The organism is Halomarina ordinaria (genome assembly GCF_030553305.1).
GTDB lineage: Archaea > Halobacteriota > Halobacteria > Halobacteriales > Haloarculaceae > Halomarina > Halomarina ordinaria.
The window spans coordinates 434,741-455,398 of record NZ_JARRAH010000001.1 but is presented as its reverse complement, the minus strand read 5'-3'; the positions used below and the strand labels follow the sequence as shown (position 1 = coordinate 455,398).

General features: G+C 70.0%; 21 protein-coding genes. 13 read left to right on the top strand and 8 right to left on the bottom strand.

From position 1 onward, the window contains the following. The first annotated feature begins 64 nt into the window (after positions 1-64). The 4 genes from P1Y20_RS02405 (at position 65) to P1Y20_RS02390 (ending at position 3,538) form a co-directional block, all read left to right on the top strand. Positions 65-1,003 (top strand): malate dehydrogenase, encoded by a 939-nt coding sequence (locus tag P1Y20_RS02405; RefSeq protein ID WP_304447060.1) that lies wholly within the window; start codon positions 65-67, stop codon positions 1,001-1,003. A 60-nt stretch (positions 1,004-1,063) separates the two neighbouring features. After that, entirely contained in the window at positions 1,064-1,540 is a 477-nt protein-coding gene (locus tag P1Y20_RS02400) for an Lrp/AsnC family transcriptional regulator (protein WP_304447059.1), read from the top strand. Between the two features lie 238 nt (positions 1,541-1,778). Beyond that, positions 1,779-2,186, top strand: a complete 408-nt coding sequence (locus tag P1Y20_RS02395; RefSeq protein ID WP_304447058.1) for an NAD-binding protein — start codon at positions 1,779-1,781, stop codon at positions 2,184-2,186. A gap of 95 nt (positions 2,187-2,281) precedes the next feature. Then, positions 2,282-3,538 carry a cation:proton antiporter gene (locus P1Y20_RS02390; protein WP_304447057.1) on the top strand — a complete coding sequence of 419 codons (1,257 nt, stop codon included), beginning with the start codon at positions 2,282-2,284 and terminating at the stop codon, positions 3,536-3,538. Here the strand turns inward: P1Y20_RS02390 and P1Y20_RS02385 are convergent. The 3 genes from P1Y20_RS02385 to glpA are packed head-to-tail and all read right to left on the bottom strand — an operon-like array spanning position 3,535 to position 7,782. Then, positions 3,535-4,824, bottom strand: coding sequence for an anaerobic glycerol-3-phosphate dehydrogenase subunit C (locus P1Y20_RS02385; RefSeq protein ID WP_304447056.1), 1,290 nt, complete (start codon positions 4,822-4,824; stop codon positions 3,535-3,537). The two genes, P1Y20_RS02390 and P1Y20_RS02385, sit on opposite strands and share 4 nt — an antisense overlap. Further along, entirely contained in the window at positions 4,821-6,122 is a 1,302-nt protein-coding gene (gene glpB / locus P1Y20_RS02380; RefSeq protein ID WP_304447055.1) for a glycerol-3-phosphate dehydrogenase subunit GlpB, read from the bottom strand. Before glpB ends, P1Y20_RS02385 begins: the two co-directional genes overlap by 4 nt. Further along, positions 6,112-7,782, bottom strand: a complete 1,671-nt coding sequence (gene glpA / locus P1Y20_RS02375; protein WP_304447054.1) for an anaerobic glycerol-3-phosphate dehydrogenase subunit GlpA — start codon at positions 7,780-7,782, stop codon at positions 6,112-6,114. The genes glpB and glpA overlap by 11 nt, the downstream gene beginning before the upstream one ends. A gap of 275 nt (positions 7,783-8,057) precedes the next feature. On the opposite strand from glpA, the gene glpK reads away from it, so the two are divergent. From glpK to P1Y20_RS02345, 6 genes are all read left to right on the top strand, one after another. Continuing rightward, positions 8,058-9,599, top strand: a complete 1,542-nt coding sequence (gene glpK, locus P1Y20_RS02370) for a glycerol kinase GlpK (RefSeq protein ID WP_304447053.1) — start codon at positions 8,058-8,060, stop codon at positions 9,597-9,599. Continuing rightward, a complete protein-coding gene (locus P1Y20_RS02365; RefSeq protein ID WP_304447052.1) occupies positions 9,599-10,663 on the top strand; it encodes a DUF7973 family transport facilitator in 1,065 nt (354 codons plus the stop codon). Before glpK ends, P1Y20_RS02365 begins: the two co-directional genes overlap by 1 nt. A 39-nt stretch (positions 10,664-10,702) precedes the next feature. Then, on the top strand, positions 10,703-11,887 hold the full coding sequence (locus P1Y20_RS02360) for a Cdc6/Cdc18 family protein (protein WP_304447051.1): 1,185 nt from the start codon (positions 10,703-10,705) through the stop codon (positions 11,885-11,887). 26 nt (positions 11,888-11,913) lie between these two features. Then, the gene (locus P1Y20_RS02355; protein WP_304447050.1) at positions 11,914-12,339 is read left to right on the top strand and encodes a universal stress protein; all 426 of its coding nucleotides are present in this window, start codon (positions 11,914-11,916) and stop codon (positions 12,337-12,339) included. A gap of 147 nt (positions 12,340-12,486) precedes the next feature. Beyond that, the gene (locus tag P1Y20_RS02350; protein ID WP_379736941.1) at positions 12,487-13,416 is read left to right on the top strand and encodes a mechanosensitive ion channel family protein; all 930 of its coding nucleotides are present in this window, start codon (positions 12,487-12,489) and stop codon (positions 13,414-13,416) included. 143 nt (positions 13,417-13,559) lie between these two features. Then, positions 13,560-14,495 (top strand): formate/nitrite transporter family protein, encoded by a 936-nt coding sequence (locus P1Y20_RS02345; protein WP_304447048.1) that lies wholly within the window; start codon positions 13,560-13,562, stop codon positions 14,493-14,495. Here the strand turns inward: P1Y20_RS02345 and P1Y20_RS02340 are convergent, their stop codons facing one another. Next, entirely contained in the window at positions 14,496-15,806 is a 1,311-nt protein-coding gene (locus P1Y20_RS02340; protein WP_304447047.1) for a 5'-deoxyadenosine deaminase, read from the bottom strand. A 103-nt stretch (positions 15,807-15,909) separates the two neighbouring features. Between P1Y20_RS02340 and P1Y20_RS02335 the strand changes: the two genes are divergently transcribed. From P1Y20_RS02335 to P1Y20_RS02325, 3 genes are all read left to right on the top strand, one after another. Continuing rightward, the gene (locus tag P1Y20_RS02335; RefSeq protein ID WP_304447046.1) at positions 15,910-16,242 is read left to right on the top strand and encodes an ArsR/SmtB family transcription factor; all 333 of its coding nucleotides are present in this window, start codon (positions 15,910-15,912) and stop codon (positions 16,240-16,242) included. 73 nt (positions 16,243-16,315) lie between these two features. After that, positions 16,316-16,621 carry a DUF8036 family membrane protein gene (locus P1Y20_RS02330; RefSeq protein WP_368662156.1) on the top strand — a complete coding sequence of 102 codons (306 nt, stop codon included), beginning with the start codon at positions 16,316-16,318 and terminating at the stop codon, positions 16,619-16,621. A gap of 161 nt (positions 16,622-16,782) precedes the next feature. Next, a complete protein-coding gene (locus P1Y20_RS02325; protein ID WP_304447044.1) occupies positions 16,783-17,466 on the top strand; it encodes a ferritin-like domain-containing protein in 684 nt (227 codons plus the stop codon). Between the two features lie 155 nt (positions 17,467-17,621). On the opposite strand, the gene P1Y20_RS02320 is transcribed toward P1Y20_RS02325, so the two are convergent. From P1Y20_RS02320 to glmU, 4 genes are all read right to left on the bottom strand, one after another. Next, on the bottom strand, positions 17,622-17,810 hold the full coding sequence (locus P1Y20_RS02320; protein ID WP_304447043.1) for a hypothetical protein: 189 nt from the start codon (positions 17,808-17,810) through the stop codon (positions 17,622-17,624). Positions 17,811-18,152: 342 nt separating this feature from the next. Next, a complete protein-coding gene (locus P1Y20_RS02315) occupies positions 18,153-18,344 on the bottom strand; it encodes a DUF7576 family protein (protein WP_304447042.1) in 192 nt (63 codons plus the stop codon). Positions 18,345-18,422: 78 nt separating this feature from the next. Continuing rightward, the gene (locus P1Y20_RS02310; protein WP_304447041.1) at positions 18,423-19,274 is read right to left on the bottom strand and encodes an SDR family oxidoreductase; all 852 of its coding nucleotides are present in this window, start codon (positions 19,272-19,274) and stop codon (positions 18,423-18,425) included. 30 nt (positions 19,275-19,304) lie between these two features. After that, on the bottom strand, positions 19,305-20,513 hold the full coding sequence (gene glmU, locus P1Y20_RS02305; RefSeq protein WP_304447040.1) for a bifunctional sugar-1-phosphate nucleotidylyltransferase/acetyltransferase: 1,209 nt from the start codon (positions 20,511-20,513) through the stop codon (positions 19,305-19,307). Between the last annotated feature and the right edge of the window lie 145 nt (positions 20,514-20,658).

Here is a 20,658-nt window from a genome sequence, read left to right as displayed (position 1 = left end):
TCGTTTCTCCCGCACGCTTCGGACGAAGAGTAATGACACCGCCTCGCGTCCGCCCGGGTGAGACATGCAGGTCACCGTCATCGGCGGCGCCGGAACCATCGGCGCCGCGACCGCCTACACGCTCGCGCTCGACCGGCCGACCCTCGACGTCGCGCTCTGCGACGTAGAGCGGGACGCCGCCCGGGGCGACGCGACGGACGTCACGCACGCGCGGGCGCACGTCGCCCACCCGGTCGGCCGGTCGAGCGGCGACCGCCCCGGAGCGGTCCGCGCCGTCGACCCCGGTCCGGGGGCCATCGAGGACGCGGACGTGGTGGTCGTCGCGGCCAGCGGCGCGGGCACCCAGACCGGCGGACGCATGGCCGCCATCGAGGCCAACCGCGCCGTCGTCGACGAGGTGGCGGCGTGGTTCCCCGAGCACGCCCCCCGCCCCGTCGTCACCGTCACGAACCCCCTCGACCGGATGAACTACCGCCTGTTCCGGCGCGTCGGGTGGGAGCGCTCGCGGTTCGTCGGGTACGCGCTCTCGGAGACGGCGCGCGTGGCCGACGAACTCGCTCGCCGGCACGGGACGACGGCCGAACGCGTCTCCTGTCCAGTCGTCGGCGAGCACGGCGAGCACATCGTGCCGCTGTTCTCGCGGGCGAGCGTCGACGGCGACCCCCTCGACCTCTCGGCCGAGGAGCGCGAGGCGGTGACCGAGTACGCCCGGCGCATCCCCTACGACGTCATCGACTGGCGGGGTGCCCGTCACTCCTCGCGGTGGGTGACCGCGCGGGGGGTCGCCGCGCTGACCGGTCGCCTGCTCGACGGCGGCCTCGACACGCCGGTCGGCCTCTCGACCCCGCTCGACGGGGAGTACGGCTACGAGGGCGTCTCGCTCGGCGTCCCCGTGACGCTCGACGCCGACGGCATCGACGCCGTCCACGAGTGGGACCTGCCGGCCGACGAGCGGGCCGCCCTGGACGCGGCGTACGAGGCGGTCCGGGCGACGCCCGAGTGAGCCGGCGGGGGCGCGGCGAGGGAAAACGTTGATTTTCACCCATCTCGACCACCGGATAGTATGCGAGACGGCGAACTCGACGACGTGGACCGACGAATCCTCTACGAACTCCAGCGCGACGCGCGACGCACCTCCTCGGGCGACATCGCCGGGGAGATGGACATCTCGGCGAGCACCGTCCGCAACCGCATCCAGCGCCTCGAACAGGCGGGCATCATCCGGGGGTACCACGTCGACATCGACTACGAGGCCGCCGGCTTCCCCCTCTACACGAAACTCATCTGTACCGCCCCCATCGACGAGCGCGAGGAACTCGCCCGGCGCGCCCTCGAGGTCCCCGGCGTCGCGGCCGTCCGGGAGGTGATGACCGGCGACCACAACGTCTACGTCAACGCCGTCGGGCGCGACCACGACGACCTGAGCCGCCTCGGGCGCGAACTGAGCGCGCTCGGCCTCCACATCTCCGACGAGGAACTCATCCGGAACGAGTACGTCTGTCCGTACCACGGCTTCCGCGGTGCCGACCTCGAGGACTGACACCCGACACCGCTCGTCGTCGCAGTCACACGAGTGTCCACCGTCGTCCTCGCGAACGCCTCGCCGTCGTCCACGGACACACCACCGCGATACGGACGAAACGCGATATTTTCGATGTGTGACTGTCAATCCGACAGTGCAATCGCGTGACTTATCCGTATCTGATTCCTACCGCCGGGTGTACAGCAGCGGGACCACCGTCACCCCGGCGGGAGCACGGGGCTCGACACACAGACCGATGGACACACTCATCGTCGGCAGCGGCGACCTCAGTCGTCGCGTCGCCACCCGGCTGGACGCGGACGGACGGACCTGTCTCGTCGTCGACGACGACCGCGTGCGCGTCGACCGAGCGCGTGCCGCGGGCCTGCGCGCGAAGCGCGTCGACCTCCGCGACGCGTACGCGCTCCGGACGGTCGTCCCGGGACGCGTCGCGACGGCCGTCGTCACGACCGACACGGACAGCCGGAACCTCCTCGCGGCCCAGTCGCTCGCGAGCGCCGACGGCGTCGAGCGGGTGGTCGTCCTGCTCAACCACCCGGCGAACGGGGTCGTCTTCGACGACCTCGCCGTCGAGACGGTCTGCTCGACGAACGTCCTCGCTGACGCCCTGGCCACCACCGCCGACCGACCACTCCTCCCCTGAGGTTCGCCGATGACGTCGACACACTCCCCCCGAGCGACCGCGGCCGACCGTCCCCGGCGACCGACCCGTCGGCACCCCGCCCGCGAGGTGGTCGGATGGTAGTCGGCGGGAGCGAGCTGGACATCCTCAACCTCCTGTCGGTGCTCGTCGTCGCCTGGACGTTCGGCGCCGCCGCCGAGCGCGTCGGCTACCCGGCGATGATGGGCGAACTGTTCGCGGGCGTCGTCTTCGGCCCGGCTATCCTCGGCCTCCTCTCCCCCTCGGAGACGCTCGACGTCCTCGCCGAACTCGGCGTCTTCCTGCTGATGGTGTACGTCGGGATGGAGGTCGACCTCGACGACCTGTTCGAACTCGGGCCGCAGGCGCTCGTCGTCGCCCTCGGCGCGTTCGTCATCCCCTTCGGACTGGGCTACGGCGCCGGCCAGTACATCGGCGTGTCGACCGGCGGCGCGCTGTTCCTCGGGCTGGCGATGGCGGCGACGTCGCTGGCGACGAAGTCGCGCATCCTCGTCGACCTCGACATCCTCGACACCCGCATCGCCGGCATCCTGCTCGGCGGGGCGCTCGCCTCCGACGTGGGCGTGCTGGTCGCGTTCGCGGCCGTCCTCGGCTTCGTCGAGGCCGGCAGCGTCGACCCGGTGAGCATCGGCACCATCCTCCTCGAGGCGCTCGCGTTCTTCGCGGTGACGCTGTTCATCGGCTATCGTTTCCTCCCGCGCGTGTGGGACTGGTTCGACGAACTGCGCCAGCGCTACGGCTTCGTCGACAAGACGACGGCGTTCTCCATCGCGTTGCTCGTCTCGCTCGTCTTCGCCGGACTCGCCGACCTCGCCGGACTCCACATGATCATCGGCGGGTTCGTCGCGGGGATGTTCCTCCGGCAGGCCGACCTCCAGGCCGGCCTGTACGACCACATGCACGACGTCATCTACGACCTCGCCATCGGCTTCTTCGCGCCCATCTTCTTCGTCACCGTGGCGTTCGAGGTGTCACTCGGCGTCTTCACGGGGAACGCGGGGCTGCTGGCGCTGCTGGTCGGCATCGCCTTCGTCGGCAAGATACTCGGCTCGTGGCTGTTCTCGCTGCCGACGGACCTCACCTCCCGCGAGGGCGTCGTCATCGGCTTCGGGATGAACGGCCGGGGGACCGTCGAGATAATCATCGCCTCCATCGGCCTCTCGAACGGCATCATCGGCCAGGAACTCTTCTCGATGCTCGTGTTCCTCGCGATGTTCACCACGGCGATGGTGCCGGTGACGGTCAAGTGGGGCGTCGACTGGCTGGAGGCGGCCGACGAACTCGTCTACACCGACAGGCCCTCAAGCGAGGGCGAGGTTCCGAGACGGGGCTAGTCGACCAGCGCGGCCTCCAGCACCTCCAGCGGGTGGCTGATGTCGTAGCCGGTGCCGTGTTCCATCTGCATCGCACAGGTCGGACACTCGGTCATCCCCTCCCCGGAGGGCACGCCCTCCATGTGCTCGAACATCTCCTCGCCGATGGCCATCGACGTGTCGTAGTGCTCTTCCTTCCAGCCGTAGGTGCCGCTGATGCCCGAACAGGAGTCGCCGACGTCCGTCACCTCGACGCCCTCGAGGTCGGCGAACACCTCGCGCGACTGGTTCGCCAGCCCCTGGTTGCGGGCGTGACAGGGGGCGTGGTAGGCGAACTCCCCGAGGTCGACCGACGACGCGCCGAGCGCCCCGGCGAGGTCCTCGTGGATGCGGAGGTACTCGACCGCGTCGTAGGTGTGGTCCGCGACGGCGTCGGTCCCCTCGAAGTCGAACAGTTCGGGGTACTCCGTCCGGAGCGCCATCGAACAGGAGGTACACGAACAGACCACGTCGTACCCCTCCTCGACGAGTTCGCGGAAGGTCTCGACGTTGAACTTCGCCGAGCGCCGGGCGTCGTCCATCATCCCGTTGGCGAACATCGGCGTCCCCGAACAGCGCTGGTCGGGGACGGTCACCTCGTAGCCGAACGCCTCGAAGACGCGCACGAGCGCCTTCGCCACCTCCGGCGTGTTGTAGTTCGCGTAGTCGCCGTGGAAGTACGCGACGCGCTTCTCCTCGTCGACCACCCGGGCACCTCCCCGGTCGGCCCACCACTCGCGGAACGTCTCGGTGGCGAACGCGGGGAACTCCCGCTCCGACGTGATGCCGAGCACCCGCTCGTTGAACAGTTTCGTGACGCCGAGGCCCATCACGAAGTTAGTGACGCGGGGCATCGCGGACCCGAGGCGTGCGAGGGTGCCGTAGTTGGCGAGGATGCGGTCGCGGAGGTAGCCGAGCGAGAACCCCTGCTGTTCGACGTACTTCGCGCGGGCCGTGTTGTGCATCTGGGTGAGCGGCACGCCCGAGGGACACGCCGAGTCACAGCGCATGCAGTTCGAACACTGCTTGATGGAGGGGTCGACCTCCGCGTCCTCCTTGCGCGTGAGGCGCCACTGCTCCGGTCCCTGGAACTTCGGCCCGGGGAAGGTGTCGTCCACCTCCGCGACCGGACAGGAAGTATCACAGCTCGAACACTTGTAACAGTTGTCGGTGCCCGGACGGAGGTCCATCTCCTCGGCCTCGGGGAACACCTGCACGGGGTACTCGTCGTCGAACGCGTCGTCGGTGGGGTCTGTGGCGTCACTCATGTGGTCGTCTCTCCTGCGATGGTGCCGGCGCGAACGCCCGTGGCGAGCGAGACGCCGCTGCCGGAGCACTCCGCCGCGAGGTCGTAGCCCCCGAGGACCGCGCCGGCGGCCCGGAGGTTCTCGTAGTGCGGTTCGTCGGTCGCGTCGAGCGGCCGGAGGTCCCGGTCGGTCCGCACGCCGAAGCGGGCGAAGGGGTGGGCGTCGAACGCGCCGTCCTCGAACCAGTCGTAGCGGTCCGCGGGGTGGGGGACGTGACAGTCGAAGACGGCCTCGCTGACGCCCGACCGGTCGGAGCCGATGCCCTTCCCGACGAGGCCCCCGGTGGCGAGGACGTACTGCTCGGCCCGGTAGGGGACGCGCTGGCGCTCGTGGCGGACGGCCACCGTCTCGATGCGGTCGCCCTCCGCGTCGTAGCCGACGACGGGGACGCCCGTCGTCACCCTGACGCCGGCCGCGTCGGCGGCGTCGCGCAGTCGCGCCGCGAGGCGCATCCCCGGGAGGCTCGGCGGGCCCATCGGCACCTCGAAGACGGCGGCGTCGAGCAGCCGTGAGAGCGACGCCCTGACCTCCTCCGGGTGGTCCATCCCGAGGAGCGCGGGGAAGCCGACGCGCTCTGCGTCCCCGAGGTGGGGGCGCACCAGTTCGGCCAGCGCCGTCCGCGTGCCGACGCGGGAGCCCTCGTGCTCGACGAGTTCGTTCTCGTCGAGGGCGTGGGCGAGGTGCGTCAGGGCGGCGTCGGCGCGGACCTCGCCCGGGAACGACACCGTCGCCCCCCGCACGTCGAAGGGGACGCCGGCCGCCCGGAGGTGGTCGGCGGCGTACTCGGCGGAGAAGTCCGTCACGGCGTCGAAGCCGACCAGGAGCGCCGCCCGGTCGTCGCTCGCGAGGCCGTCGGCCACGCTCGCGGGGTAGCGCGCGGTGGGTTTCACCGCGCCGCCGTGGGTCGGGACGAGCGCGTTGCGGTCGGTGTGGCCCCCCCGGTAGGCATCGCCCACGAGGTCGTCGAAGAAGGCGAGGCCCTCGCGGACGCCCTCGCGCCCGACGTGCTCGTAGGGGTGCTCGCCGGGGAGGTCGTCGAACGCCTCGAAGGGGTCAGAGAGGGGCGTCGCCTCACCGGCCGCCGCTCCCACCGGTCGGGGGGCGTAGCCGAGGACGTCGACGAGGCCCGACGCCTGCCGGAGCGTGCTCTCCTTGTGCGAGACGAGGCGGGTCCGCGCGCCGGTCCGGGCGGCGCGAATCGCCGCGCTCAGGCCGGCCAGCCCACCGCCGACGACGAGGACGTCGTCCTCAATCGCCACGCTGGCCTCCGTCGAAGGCGGCGAAGTCGACCCCGTCGTTGCGCGCGGGGTCGCCGTCGCGGTTCATCGTCGCGCCGTGGAGCGCGTGGGTGAGCATCGCCTGCGAGAGCTGTTCGCCCCACAGCGCGTGTCGGACGCCCTTGTAGCGCTCGGCGTAGAGGTCGTCGAACGCGGCGGTGACGGTCGGTTCCTCGTAGTCGGGGTGGAGTTCGAACGCCATCCGGTGGGCGCAGAACCCGCCCTGACAGTTCCCCATCGAGGCGCGGGTCCGGATGCGCGCGGCGTTGAGGTCCGGCCCCGACTGCGAGATGGCGTCGCGCAGTTCGGCGCGGGTGACGGCCTCGCAGGCGCAGACGACGGGGTTCGCCTCCTCGGTGCGGAGCACCTCGTCGGCACGACTGCCGAGGCGCTGGACGCTCCGGCGGCCCACGGGCGAGCGCAGGCCGAACTCCTCCATGTAGTCGCGGAGCACCGAGAAGTCGTCGCTCCCGGGGAGGGGTACCTCCGCGGTGCGACAGCGCGCGTCCACGCCGAGTTTCGCACAGACGTGGTCGCTGATGGACTCGGCCATCATGCGGTAGGTGGTGAACTTCCCGCCGACGATGGAGGTCATGCCGGGCAGGTCGTCGTGCTCGTCGTGGTCGAGGAGGAAGAAGTCGCGCGTGATGTCCGTCGGGTCGGCCGTCCCGGTGCCCGGCGGTTCGTACAGCGGACGGACGCCCCAGAACGAGCGGACCGTCCGCGAGTCGGCGAGGACGGGGACCAGTTGGGCCAGTTCGTCGACGAGGAGGTCGACCTCCCACTGCTCTTCGGGGTAGTCCTCGGGGTCCTCGACCTCCTCGTCGGTCGTCCCCAGGATGACCGTCGTCTCGTGGGGGACGACGATGTCGGCGTCGCCCTTCGGTCGACAGCGGTTGACCACCTTGTCGACCTGCCGGCAGTTCATCACCACCATCGCGCCCTTCGAGGGGCGGACCTCGACGTCGACGCCGGCCATCGCGCCGAGGCGCCCGGCCCACGCGCCCGTCGCGTTGACGACGTGGTCGGCGTGTATCTCCTCGACGCCTTCTCCCTCGCCGTGTTTCGCGGGCCCCGCGTCGTGGGTGACCTCGACGCCGACCACCTCGCCGTCCTCGACGAGGACGTCGGTCACCGCCGCGTGGGTCTCGACGCGCCCGCCGAACTCCTCGGCGCTGGCGGCGTTGGCCACGCAGAGGCGGAACGGGTCGACGGCGCCGTCGGGTACCCGGATGGCCCGCCGCACGTCCGGCGAGAGGTACGGTTCCTCGCGCAGGAGCGTCTCCCGGTCGACCACCTCGGCGGGGATGTCGCAGGCGCGACAGCCCGCGAGTTTCTCCTCGAAGTACTCGTCGGGGTCGTCCGCCATCTGGACGAAGTAGCCGCCCGTCAACTCGACGCAGTGACTCGCGATGTCCCGCAGGACGCGGTTCTCCTCGATGCACTCGCGCGCGCTCTTCTGGTCGGAGACGGCGTAGCGTCCACCGCTGTGGAGCAGGCCGTGCATCCGTCCGGTCGTTCCGTGGGTCAGGTTTCCCTTCTCGACGAGTGTGACGTCCACGCCGCGCATCGCCAGGTCCCGGGCGATACCGCAGCCGGTCGACCCCCCGCCGATCACCACGACATCAGTCTCCGTGGGCATCGGTCGCTAACCACGAGATGCGCCGCGCACACTTTATTTTATCGTCGGTAGATAACCGGCGATAAAGAATCGGTGCGAGGGGACTCGGCGGCGCGTACGCGGCGCGTACATACCGGCCAATCGACGTGTTCCCCGGAACATGTCGGATTCCATGAGCAAGGTTTATAATAATATTCAATATTGTTTATCGGTGTGTTGCGTGTGGCGATAAACAATCGCCGCCGCGAGACGGGGGGCGTCGGCGCGGCGTGGGCGCCCCGTACGAGGTGACCACCGTGACAGACGAGACATACATCGGCGCGATCGACCAGGGGACGACCGGCACGCGGTTCATGGTCTTCGACCACGCGGGCCGCGTCGTCGCCAACGCCTACGAGACGCACGAACAGATCTACCCCGAACCCGGCTGGGTCGAGCACGACCCGGTCGAGATATGGGAGAACACCCAGACCGTCGTCACTCGCGCGCTCGAAGAGGAGGGCCTCGACCCCGAACAGCTGGCGGCCCTCGGCATCACCAACCAGCGCGAGACGACGCTCATCTGGGACGAGGAGACGGGACGGCCCATCCACAACGCCATCGTCTGGCAGGACCGGCGTACGACCGACCGCGTCGAGGAGCTCCAGGAGGTGGGGATGGCCGGTCCCATCCGCGAGAAGACGGGACTGGAGGTCGACGCCTACTTCTCGGCGACGAAGGTGGAGTGGCTGCTGGACAACGCCGACCCCATCAAACTCCAGCGCACGCGGCCCGAGGACGTCCGCGACCGCGCCGAGCAGGGGGAACTCCGCTTCGGCACCATCGACTCGTGGCTCATCGACCGTCTCACCGGGAACCACATCACCGACGTGACCAACGCCTCCCGGACGATGCTGTTCAACATCCGCGAGATGGAGTGGGACGAGGAACTCCTGGCGGAGTTCGACGTCCCCGAGTCCATCCTCCCGGAGGTGCGCCCGTCGAGCGACGCGGACCTCTACGGGCACACCGACCCCGACGGCTTCCTCGGGGCGGCGGTCCCCGTCGCGGGCGCCTTCGGCGACCAGCAGGCGGCGCTGTTCGGCCAGACCTGCTTCGACCCCGGCGCCGCGAAGAACACCTACGGCACCGGCTCGTTCTTCCTGATGAACACGGGCGAGGAACCCGTCGAGAGCGACCACGGCCTGCTGACGACCGTCGGCTTCCAGCGCTCGGGCGAACCCGTCCAGTACGCGCTGGAGGGGGCCATCTTCATCACCGGCGCCGCCATCCAGTGGCTGGAGGACATCGAACTCATCGACAACCCCGCCCAGACCGAGACGCTGGCGCGGAGCGTCGACTCGACCGACGGGGTCTACCTCGTGCCCGCGTTCACGGGCCTCGGGGCACCCCACTGGGACGGCCGCGCGCGCGGCACCATCGTCGGCATGACCCGCGGGACGGGGAAGGAACACCTCGTGCGGGCGACGCTGGAGTCCATCGCCTACCAGACGCGCGACGTCGCGGAGGCGATGGAGGCCGACTCCGGCATCGAGATGGCGAGCCTCCGGGTCGACGGCGGCGCGGTGAAGAACAACTTCCTCTGTCAGCTCCAGTCGGACATCGTCCAGACGGACATCGTCCGCCCGGAGGTCGACGAGACGACGGCGCTCGGGTCGGCGTACGCCGCCGGCCTCGCCGTCGGCTACTGGGAGACCATCGACGAACTCCGCGACAACTGGCAGGTCGACCGCGAGTTCACCCCCGACATGAACCCCGAGGACGCCGACGCGCTCCACGCGCGCTGGATCGACGCCGTCGACTGCTCGCGGGGCTGGGCGAGAGAGGGTGGTGAGTGATGGTCGACATCTCGGCGTTCTTCACCGTCGAACTCCTCATCGCCGCGCTCGCGGGCGGCGCCTTCGGCGCGGCCCTCGGCGCGCTCCCGGCGTTCATCTTCACCGGCTTCATGGTCATCGCGGGGGAGGCGGCGGCGTACGTCGACGCCGACGCGGGCGCCATCACGGGCAGTATCGCCTTCGGCCCCGTCTTCGGCCCGCACATCAGTTTCGCGGCGGGGGCGGCCGCCACCGCCTACGCCGCGAAGAAGGGGTACATCGATGACCCCGGCTTCGACTACCACGACGCGAAGGACATCGGCTACGCGCTCGGGACGAAACCCGACGTGCTCGCCGTCGGCGCCGTCTTCGGCGTCGTCGGCTACTGGATCACGACGCTCTCGAGTCAGCTCGCGCTTCCCTGGGACCCCATCGCGCTGGGTGTCACCCTCTCGGCGCTCGTCCACCGCGTCGCCTTCGGCTACGGCATCATCGGCGACCGGCGGACCGGCCTGCTCGACATGTCGCCGTTCGAGTCCGAGGAGCGTCGCGTCATCGGCGAACCGGGAACGAGCGACGCGGGGGGCGAGGCGACCGACGGCGGGGCGGCGACCGCCCGGTTCCTCGTCGAACCGTGGCTCCCCCACCAGTACAAGTGGGCGAACGTCGCCGCCATCGGCGCCGTCGTGGGCGTCCTCGGCGCGTACATCGCCTTCGTGACCGAGAGCGCGTTCCTCGCGTTCGGCATCAGCGCGGCGAGCCTCGTCTTCCTCAACCTCGGGGTGGCGAACATCCCCGTGACCCACCACATGTCGCTGCCCGCGAGCACGGCGGCGCTCGCCATCGTCCCCGAGGGGACGGCCGTCGCCGACGGCCCCGTCGTGGCGATGCTACTCGTCGGGGCGCTGTTCGGGCTCGTCTGCGCGCTGTTCGGCGAGGTCTTCCAGCGCGTGTTCTACGCCCACGGCGACACCCACTGGGACCCGCCCGCGGCCGCCATCGTCTTCGGGACGCTCATCATCGGCGTGCTCGCGCTGCTCGGCGTCTTCCCGTCGGCCGTCTGGGTGCCGCAACCGGCGTTCTGAAGGGTCTCCCCCACGACTATTTCGATAGCACACGTTTCGATGAACTTCGAGGAACGCATCCTCAGGCGACAGCGAACCGACGGCGACGTCCACCTCGTCCGCGACGAGGACGCGCTGAACCCCCTCGTCCACCCGGCGGAACCCGTCGGGCGCGGTCCCGTCCTGGAGCGACTGCTCGACGCCGTCGCCCCCGTGTTCGAGGACGACCTGCCGACCGACACGGTCCTCTCCGGCCCCGCCGGGAGCGGGAAGTCGGCGGTCGTCACCGCGCTGGTCGGACACCTCTCGCGCCTGCTCTCGAGCAACGGACGGGCCATCTACACGACGACCCGGGCGGGGACGACCGCCCCGTCGTTCGTCTTTCACTACGTCGACGCGCGGACGGCGTCGAGCGCGTTCGGCCTCTACTACGCCGCGCTCGACGGTCTCACCGACGAACAGCCGCCGCGAGGGGGCGTCCGGACCGACGACCTCCGGGACCGGCTGGACGCGTGGCTCGACGAGCACGACCGGCGGGTCCTGCTGGTCGTCGACCACGTCGGCGAACCCGAGACCTACCCCGCGTCGGTCGTGCGGGAGCGCTTCGACGCGCTCTCCGGCCCCGTGGCGACGCTCTGCGTCGGGCGAGAGGGCCCGGCGGCCGACGCCCCGGTCCAGCACGTCCCGGTGCCGGCGTACGACCGTCACGCCGTCGAGGACATCCTCACCGCCCGGGCGGTGGAGGGGCTCTCCCCGCGGGCGTTCACCCACGACCAGCTCGTCCGCATCGCCACCTGGGCGGAGGGGAACGCCCACGACGCCGTCTGCGCGCTGTTCTGTGCGGTCGACGCCGCCCTCGAAGCGGGCGGCGAGCGCCTGACGGACGCCCACGTCGACGCCGGCATCGCGGCGGTCCCGGCCGGCGGGATTCCGCTCGGTCGCGTGCTCGCGCTGACGGACGCCTCGGCCGTCGTCCTCGACCGCGTCGTCGACCTCGACGACGACCAGCGCACGTCGGTCAGCGCCACCGCCACCGCCATCGCCGCCGACCCCTCGGTCGCGCTCTCGCCGGGGACGGTCACGCGCGTGCTGTACGAACTCGCCGAGTCGGGCGTCCTCGACCGCGTGACGGTCGCCGCGCGCGACGCAGGCCGAGGACGCCCCCCGAGCCGCCTCGACCCGCGGTTCTCGACGCTCGCCTACCGTCACCTCCGGGAGGTCGGCCCCTCGCGCCAGAGGGATTAAGCGTCCCCTGCACGTGGCACCCCACGATGTACGACGACATCCTCTTCCCGACCGACGGGAGCGACGGCGCGGCGGTCGCACTGGAGCACGCACTCGACCTGGCCGAACTGAGCGGCGCGACGGTCCACGTCCTCTACGTCGCGGACACCGACCGCGACAGCATCACCGTCCTCGGGGGGCAAGTCGTCGACGCGCTGGAAGAGGAGGGCGAGCGCGTCGTCCGCGAGACCCTCGACACGGCGGGCGACCGGGTCGACGTGGTCGGCGAGGTGGTTCAGGGGGAGCCACACGCGACCATCCAGGAGTACGCGGAGGGCCACGACGTCGACCTCGTCGTGATGGCGACGCACGGCCGACAGGGCCTCGACCGCTACCTCCTCGGGAGCGTCACCGAGCGGGTCGTCCGGACCTCGCCGGTCCCCGTCCTCACCGTCCGGATGGACGAGGAGTGAGCGAGGGGCTCGGAAACACCCGCCGGATACATCGGTATCTTTGTACGTTCGTGCGTCGGTGTTTGGAGCGCGGACCGACACGCGCGTCAGTGGCCGTCAGTCGACCGTTCGCGGCGGCCGGGTCGCGTCGACGCCCGCGACACACACATGATTCAAGGTACGTCATCCTCACCGTTGCAGTCGGAGCCGCTCGTCCCACGGGACCTCGACCAGGCCGTCGAACTGTACGGCGGTCTCATCGGTGACGTCGTCGCGTTCGTCGTCGCGTTCGTCGTCGTCTACCTCCTCGGACGGCTCGTGGTCATGCCGCTGTTGAACCGCGCGATGCACGCGCGCGGGTTCGACGAGACGATCCGGAGCCTCGCCCGGAACGTCATCGGCATCGTCGTGCTCTTCGCCGCCGTCGCCGTCGCGTTCACCGTCGCGGGGTTCGGTGCCTTCCTCGCCGCCTTCGCGACCATCGGCGGCGCGCTGGCGCTGGCGCTCGGCTTCGCCGCGCAGGACCTGCTCAGCAACTTCGTCGCCGGCATCTTCATCCTCAAGGACCGGCCGTTCGACATCGGTGACTGGATCGAGTGGGAGGACATGTCGGGGACCGTCGAGGAGATAGACCTCCGGGTGACGCGCGTTCGCACCTTCGACAACGAGCGCATCACGGTGCCGAACTCCGACCTCGCGAACAACGCGCTGGTCAACCCCGTCGCCTACGACAAACTCCGGCGCACGTTCGTCTTCGGCATCGGCTACGACGACGACATCACGCACGCGACGGAGGTCATCCTCGACGAGGCGTCGGCGTGCGAGGGCATCCTCGACGACCCGGCGCCCTCGGTGCGCGTCACCGAACTCGGCGACTCGGCGGTCGGCCTCCAGGCGCGCTTCTGGATAGCCGACCCCTCCCGGGCCGACATCGTCGGCGCCCAGTCGGAGTTCGTCTCCGCCGTCAAGGAGCGCTGTGACGCCGAGGGCATCGACATGCCCTACCCCTACCGCGAACTGACGGGCACGCTCTCCGTCGACGGCCTGTCGGCAGGGGCGACGGGCGCGGCGAGCGCGACGGGCGAATCGGACGACTGACGAGTCGGTCCCGAAATCGGTCGCAACCAACCCTTTTCTCGTCTCGACGCCTCCGGAGCGTCGTGTGTCCACACCCCTCCGTGCGGGTGGCCGGCACCGACGACCACTGAGTCCAGCCCGTACACCTGTCGAGAACCCGAACAGTGACGTCTACACCCCGAGACCCCGAGTCGGAAGTCCGCGATGCGGTCGACCGGTCCCAGAGCGGGGCGCCCGCCGATGGGAAGGTCATCCGCGACCGCTTCTCGGCCGACGAGATATTCCAGCGCGTCATCGTGAGCGCGGACGAGGAGATAGACGCGACGACGCGAGAGCTGTTCTTCAGCGGACTGGCGGCGGGGTTCGCCATCACGCTGGCGTTCCTCCTGCACGCCGTCGTCACGGCCGCCGTCCCGGGACCGATGGGGCCGACGGTCGGGGCAGTGCTCTACCCCATCGGCTTCGTCTACATCATCATCGGCCGGTATCAGCTGTACACCGAGAACACGCTCCCGCCGGTGGCGCTCGTGCTGACGCGGTTGACGAGCGTCCCGGCGCTGTTGCGCATCTGGGTGGTCGTCCTCTGTGCGAACGCGGTCGGCGCGGCGCTCGGGGCGCTGGTCCTCTCCCAGACCGGCGTGTTCTCGCCGCCGGCGGCCGCGGTCGCCGTCGGGTTCGGGACGGAGGCCCTGGAGACGTCGTGGTGGGACCTCTTCGCGAAGGCGCTGTTCGCCGGGTGGCTGGTCGCGGGGCTGGTGTGGCTCGAACACGCCTCGCGCGACACCATCAGCCGCATCGTCCTCGTCTACGTCATCTTCCTCTGCATCCCCGTCGGGGGGCTGTACCACTCGGTCGTGTCCATCTGCGACGCGTTCTACCTCGCGTTCGAGACCGGAACCGGCATCCTGCCGGTGCTCTGGGAGTTCGTCACGCCGGTCGTCCTCGGCAACACCGTCGGCGGCGTCTTCCTCGTCACGCTGGTGAACTACATGCAGACGCGCGACCGCTACCCCGAACCGCTCGCCGAGCGCCCGACGCTCTCGCTCCGCCAGTGGCTCGTCGGGTGGGGGCGCTCGCCGCGCGTCGACCGCTCGGACTGACTACACGCCCAGTCGGTCGGCGAGCGAGTCGGCGACGTCGCGGGCACGCGCCCGGATGGCGTCGGCGTCCGCGACCACCACCTCTCCCCGGTCCTGTAACACCCGCCCGTCGACCATCGTGAAGCGGACGTCGTCGCCGCGGGCGGCGAAGACGAGGTGCGAGAAGGGGTCGTACAGCGGCGTCGCGCGCGTGAGGTCGGTGGTGAGGCCGATGACGTCGGCGCGCCACCCCGGTCGCAGGGCGCCGACGCGCTCGAAGCCGGCGGCGCGCGCGCCGTTTCGCGTCGCCATCTCGAAGACGGTCCGCGCGGGGGCGGCCCGCGAGTCGAGGCGGTCGACCTTCTGGAGGAGGCTGGCCTGGCGCATCTCCGTGAACGGGTCGAGCGTGTTGTTACACGGGGGGCCGTCGTTGCCGAGCGCGACGTTGATACCCTGGTCGAGGTAGTCGACGACTGGCGCGACGCCGGAGGCGAGTTTCATGTTCGAGGACGGACAGTGCGTGACGTGGGTGCCCGTCTCGGCGAGCACCTCGCGTTCGGCCTCGGAGGTCCAGACGCAGTGCGCGAGGACGACGTCCTCGCCGGTGAGGCCCACCTCGTCGAGCCAGTGGACGTTGCGCCGACCGGTGTCGGCTTCGACCTGCGCTATCTCGTCGCGGTTCTCGCTCGCGTGGGTGTGGATGCGGACGCCGTCGTGGCGGTCGGCGATGTCGCGCGCGCCGCGCAGGCACGCCTCGGTACAGGAGACGGCGAAGCGCGGCGTGACCGCGTAGCGGATGCGGCCGTCGGCCGTGTCGTGGTAGCGCCGGACGAGTCGCTCCGAGTCCGCGAGCGCGTCGTCGGTGTCCTCCAGCAACCCCTCGGGGGCGCGCTTGTCCATCAGCACCTTCCCCATCCGCGCGCGGATTCCGAGGTCGGTCGCGGCCTCGAACGCCTCCTCGCTGTGGGCGACCGAGAGGTGGTCGATGCACGTCGTCGTTCCCGTCTCGACGAGTTCGAGGTAGCCCAGTTCGGCGGCGACGCGCATCTCCTCGGCCGAGAGGGAGGCCTCCATCGGGAGGACGTAGTCGAACAGCCAGTCGAGGAGTTCCGTGTCGTCGGCGATGCCCCGCCCGAGGCTCTGGACGGAGTGGACGTGCGCGCCGACGAGGCCCGGCGCGAGCAGGTCGTACGCGCGTCGGTCGTGGTCCGGATAGCGGTCGACGAGGTCCGTGCGCGGGCCGACCGCTTCGATCGTCCGCCCCGAGACGACGACGGCGCCGTCTTCGAGGACCGTCGTCGAGTCGGCGAGGACCGTCCCTGTGAGTAGCATCTCGATAGCTCCGGCCGTCCAGAGAGCGACCGTCGGCAAGTCAGCTTTGGTCCCGAATGCGGACCGTGTGCGTTCTTTACCCTGGCCGTCGTACCACCCGGTAATGGAGGCGGCGCTCTGGTACGTGCTGACGGGGACGCGTGGCGGTCCGAACCGCGCGCGTATCCTGTGGACGCTCAGACAGCGGCCGCGCAACGCGAACCAGCTCGCAGAGACGCTCGACCTCCACTACGAGACGGTTCGCCACCACCTCGACGTCCTCCAGGACAACGACGTCGTGACGCGCGGCGGCGAGGGATACGGCGCCGTCTACCTGCCCTCCGAGCGCGTCCGCCAGCAGTGGGACGTCGTCGAATCCATCCTCGGAGAGGTCGACATCGAACCGGAGCGCGACGAGCAAGCCGGAACGGATACGGGGGTTGACACGGACCCATGAGAGTACAGACGAGACAGATGACGAGCGAAGGACCGACCCCGAGTGTACGTGCGACGGAGGAGCAGCCGTGACCATGCTCATCGACGCGATGCGCGTGCTCATCGCGGTGAACCTCGTCCTCCTCGGAGTGCTGCTCGCCATCTGGGTGCGCAACTTCGCGCAGTTCCGCTCGAAACACACCTTCGGGCTGACGCTGTTCGCCGCGTTCCTCCTCGGCGAGAGCGCGCTCGCGCTCTACCTGTTCGCGTTCCACCCCGTGTTGGCGCCCTGGGTGGCCGACGCGACGCTCGTCCCCCGTCCCGCCCAGATAGCGATGGTCTCGCTCCGGGTGCTCGAACTGGTCGCCGTCGGGTTCCTCGTCTGGATCACCTGGGACTGACGGCCCGACGCCGACTCCCCCTCTCGAAGACGACGGATGGTAGTATTTTCACGATATTGAGAGTGTTTTGCGGGGAATTCCGCACGAATTTCGGTCCCTCTTCGGGAAACGTTATTTTTCTAACAGGGCGTCAGTCCCAGTTGGCGTACTGACGCCGTACTATGACGGACTTCGACGACACCGACACGACGCAGGAGAACGGTACGGGCCGACGGGACTTCCTCTCGACGGCCGCGAAACTCGGCGGCGGCGCGGCGCTGCTGTCGTTCGCGGGGACGGGGGTGGCGGCCGCCGACGGCCACGAGTCGGACGACGGGCCGACCGACGTGGACATCCTGAACTACGCGCTGACGCTGGAGCACCTCGAGTACGCGTTCTACCGCGACGCGCTGGAGCACTTCGACGAGCGTCACTTCGAGGGCGTGGGCAGCCCCGGCGACCGCGTGTTCAACTCGCCGCGCCCGCGCTACGGCACCTACCAGCGCTTCGAGGAGATTCGCGACCACGAGGGCGAGCACGTCGACGTCATCGCCGCGACGATCGAGGACCTCGGCGGCACGCCCGTCGAGGAGGCGGAGTACGACTTCCCCTACGAGAACGTCGCAGAGTTCGTCACGCTCGCGGCGACCATCGAGAACATCGGCGTCTCCGCCTACGCGGGCGCCGCACCGATGATACAGAACAGCGACGTCCTCTCGGCCGCGCTCAGCATCCACAGCGTCGAGGCGCGCCACGCGGGCTACCTCAACCTCCACGAGCTGCGCCTGCCGTACCCCGACGCGTTCGACCCCGTCCGCACGATGGACGAGGTCACGGAGATCGCGAGCGGCTTCATCGTCGAGTAACGACCCGACCGACCGGAACACGGCTCTCGATTCACGCTGTCTCTCGGGTCGCGCGGGCACTGGGCACGCCCGCGCGGTTCGCTACTGCCGGACGACACGACCGCGAGCGCCGCGGTCGGTCCGGGCCATCGAACCTCGACCGTCGAGCGGCCGCCCTACACCCGGCGGGGGGTGAGCGGTCCGCCGACGCGCTCACAGACGCGCGCCACGAGGATGAGGCCGAGCGCGACGGTCCACATGGCGGCGGCGACGCCGACGGTCAACCCCGCGACCGCGAGACCGATGAACCCGACGAGTTCGAGGACGATGGCGGTGAGGACGAGACCGCCGACCAGGGATTCCATCGTCTACGGGGACGTCGAGAACCCGCATAGTTAGTCTCACGGCAACCGCGAGTCACCGACCACTTACCGCGAGCACCGTCGCCGTCGCTCGCCGTTATCCGGCGGTTAACGCCACGGAGAGACGTCTCCTGTACGACGAGAAACCAAGGTGGGGTGGTGCACCGACGTCCGAAGAGCCCGTGGACGTCGATGCGACCGGTCACAGGTGGGGTCCCGGCGGATGCCGGGTTGGCTCCCGTGTACACTCGACTGGAAGCCAATCTATCTAACTCCGAGGACCATAATATGTGTATCGTCGGTCGGAATCCCTGAATTATCCGGTATCGGGGTACTACGCGCCGGTCAGGCCGGCGGCCCGTCCCACGCGTCCCGGCAGTCGGGCCCACAGAAGTGAGCCGTGTGCGCCTTCGCGTCCTCGACCCAGGTGACGACGCGGTGGTTCGGGTCGCGAATCAGGGGGTCGTCGCAGACCGCACAGCGCGGCGCGTTCGACTCGTCGACGTCGTCGTCGAGGTCCGAGGTGGGGTCGACCATCACTGCGACACCACCGTTCGGGGGCGAGAGAGTGTCATGAGTCGGGAGAACGCCCGCGTCCCACTTAGCTACCGCGACTCACGTCTCCGGCTCGTAGTCGGGGTCGAACAGGCGTGCGGAGGCGGGACCGGGCGAGGCCCCCTCGACGACCGCGTACCGCGAGAAGTCCTCGACGCCCGCCGCCCGGAGGACCTCCTCGTCGTAGAAGGCGTTTCCGGTGCACTCGCTCGGTCGCTGGCGGACGATTTCCCTCACGGTGTCACAGAGGACCTCGGGCGTGCGCCAGTCCTCCTCGGTCCCCATCCCGAAGTAGCGAGTCGCGCGCGAGTCGATGGCGGTCACGGGCCAGAAAGCGTTGACGCCGACGTTCTCGCCCGCCAGTTCGTCGGCCAGCGACAGCGCGAGGAACGTCATCCCGAGTTTCGAGAGGGCGTAGGCGGCCTTCCCGGGCGCCTTCTCGACGCGAATCGGCGGCGACGCCATCAGGACGTGGCCGTACTCCTGTTCGCGCATGTACGGGAGGACGGCCCGCGAGCAGACGTACGCCGCCCGGACGTTGACGTCCATCATGAGGTCGAAGCGCTTCGCGGGCATGTCCGCGACGTTCGCCAGCTGGATGGCCCCCGCGTTGTTGACGAGGACGTCGACGCTCCCGAGTTCCTCGACGGTCCGGTCGACGGCGTCGTGGACCGCCCGCTCGTCGCGCACGTCGAGCGGGATGGCGAGCGACTCGACGCCGCGCTCTCGAATCTCGCGGGCGGTCTGCTCGACGCTCCCGGGGAGGTCGGCGTCGTCGGTCTCGGTCGTCTTCCCCGTCGAGACCACGTCGGCGCCGCACTCCGCGAGCGAGAGGGCGATGGCCTTCCCGATGCCGCGGGTCGTGCCGGTGATGAACGCGACCCGTCCGTCGAGGTCCGGTGTGTCGAGCATGACCGTACCACGCACGCCCGGCGGTAAGGACTACCGGTCGCGCGTCACCGACTCGCCGGGCGTCGTCGTCGCGCCGGCCGAGAGGACGACCCCGGGCGCGAGCGTCGTGTTGATACCCGTCTTCGCGCCGTCGCCCGCGACGACGCCGTACTTGCGCCGCCCCGTCGAGACGCGCTCACCTTTGACGGTCTGTTTCACGTCACCACCGTCGTGCCGGAGGTTCGCCACCTGCGTCCCCGCGCCGAGGTTCACCCCGGGGGCGAGCAGGCTGTCGCCGACGTACGAGAGGTGCGGGACGTTCGACCCGCGCATGACGACGGTGTTCTTCAGTTCGACGCCGTGGCCGACGTGGCAGTCGGGACCGACGAGCGTCGCCCCCCGGAGGTAGGCGTTCGGCCCGACGCTCGCACCCGAACGGACGAGCGCCGGTCCCTCGATGACGACGCCCGGTTCGACGACGGCGCCCTCCTCGACGACGACCGGACCGCGCAGGTCGGCGTCGCCGCGCACCTCGCCGTCGACGCGAGACGAGAGGTCGGCGAGTTTCCACTCGTTGGCCGTGAGCAGTTCCCACGGTCGCCCGACGTCCATCCAGCGTTCGACCTCGACGGCACGGACCTCGTACTCGTCGATGACCCGCGCGAGGACGTCGGTGAACTCGTGTTCGCCGCGCTCGCTCTTCGGGACGTCGAGCCAGTCGCGCGCCTCGGCGGGGAAGACGTACGCGCCCGCGTTCGCCAGTTCGGTCGGCGGGTCGTCGGGCTTCTCGACGATGTCGACGACGCGCCCGGCGTCTCGCGAGTCGGTCCCCTCGTCGCTCGCGAGGGTGAGAACGCCGTAGTTCGTCGGGTTTGCGACCCGGTAGGCGGCGACGGCGGGGCCGCGCTCGAACAGTCGCTCGATGCTCGCCGCGTCGTAGAGGTTGTCGCCGTAGAGGACCGCGAAGTCGCCGTCGATGTACTCCCGGGCGCAGTCGACGGCGTGGCCGGTCCCCAACTGCTCTTCCTGGACGGCGAAGCGGACGGGGACGCCCGCGTACTCCTCGCCGAAGTACTCGCGGACGTCCGCCGCCTCGTAACCGACGACGACGAGCAGTTCCTCCGCTCCGGCCGCCACCGCGGCGTCGGCCGTGTGCGCGACGAGCGGTCGGTCGGCCACCGGAAGCATCGGCTTCGGCGTCGAGTGAGTCAACGGTCGCATTCGAGTCCCCTCGCCCGCGGCGAGGATCACTGCCTGCATACCCGCAGTCCTCGGGCCACCCGCATAGGCCTTTCTCGCTGGGAACGGGCGACAGATTTATGAGAACAGCGTCGACCGAAGCTACACGGTACCGCGTCGACCGGGGGAATGACGCGACGTACCGTTCAGTCACAGCAGTCGTCGG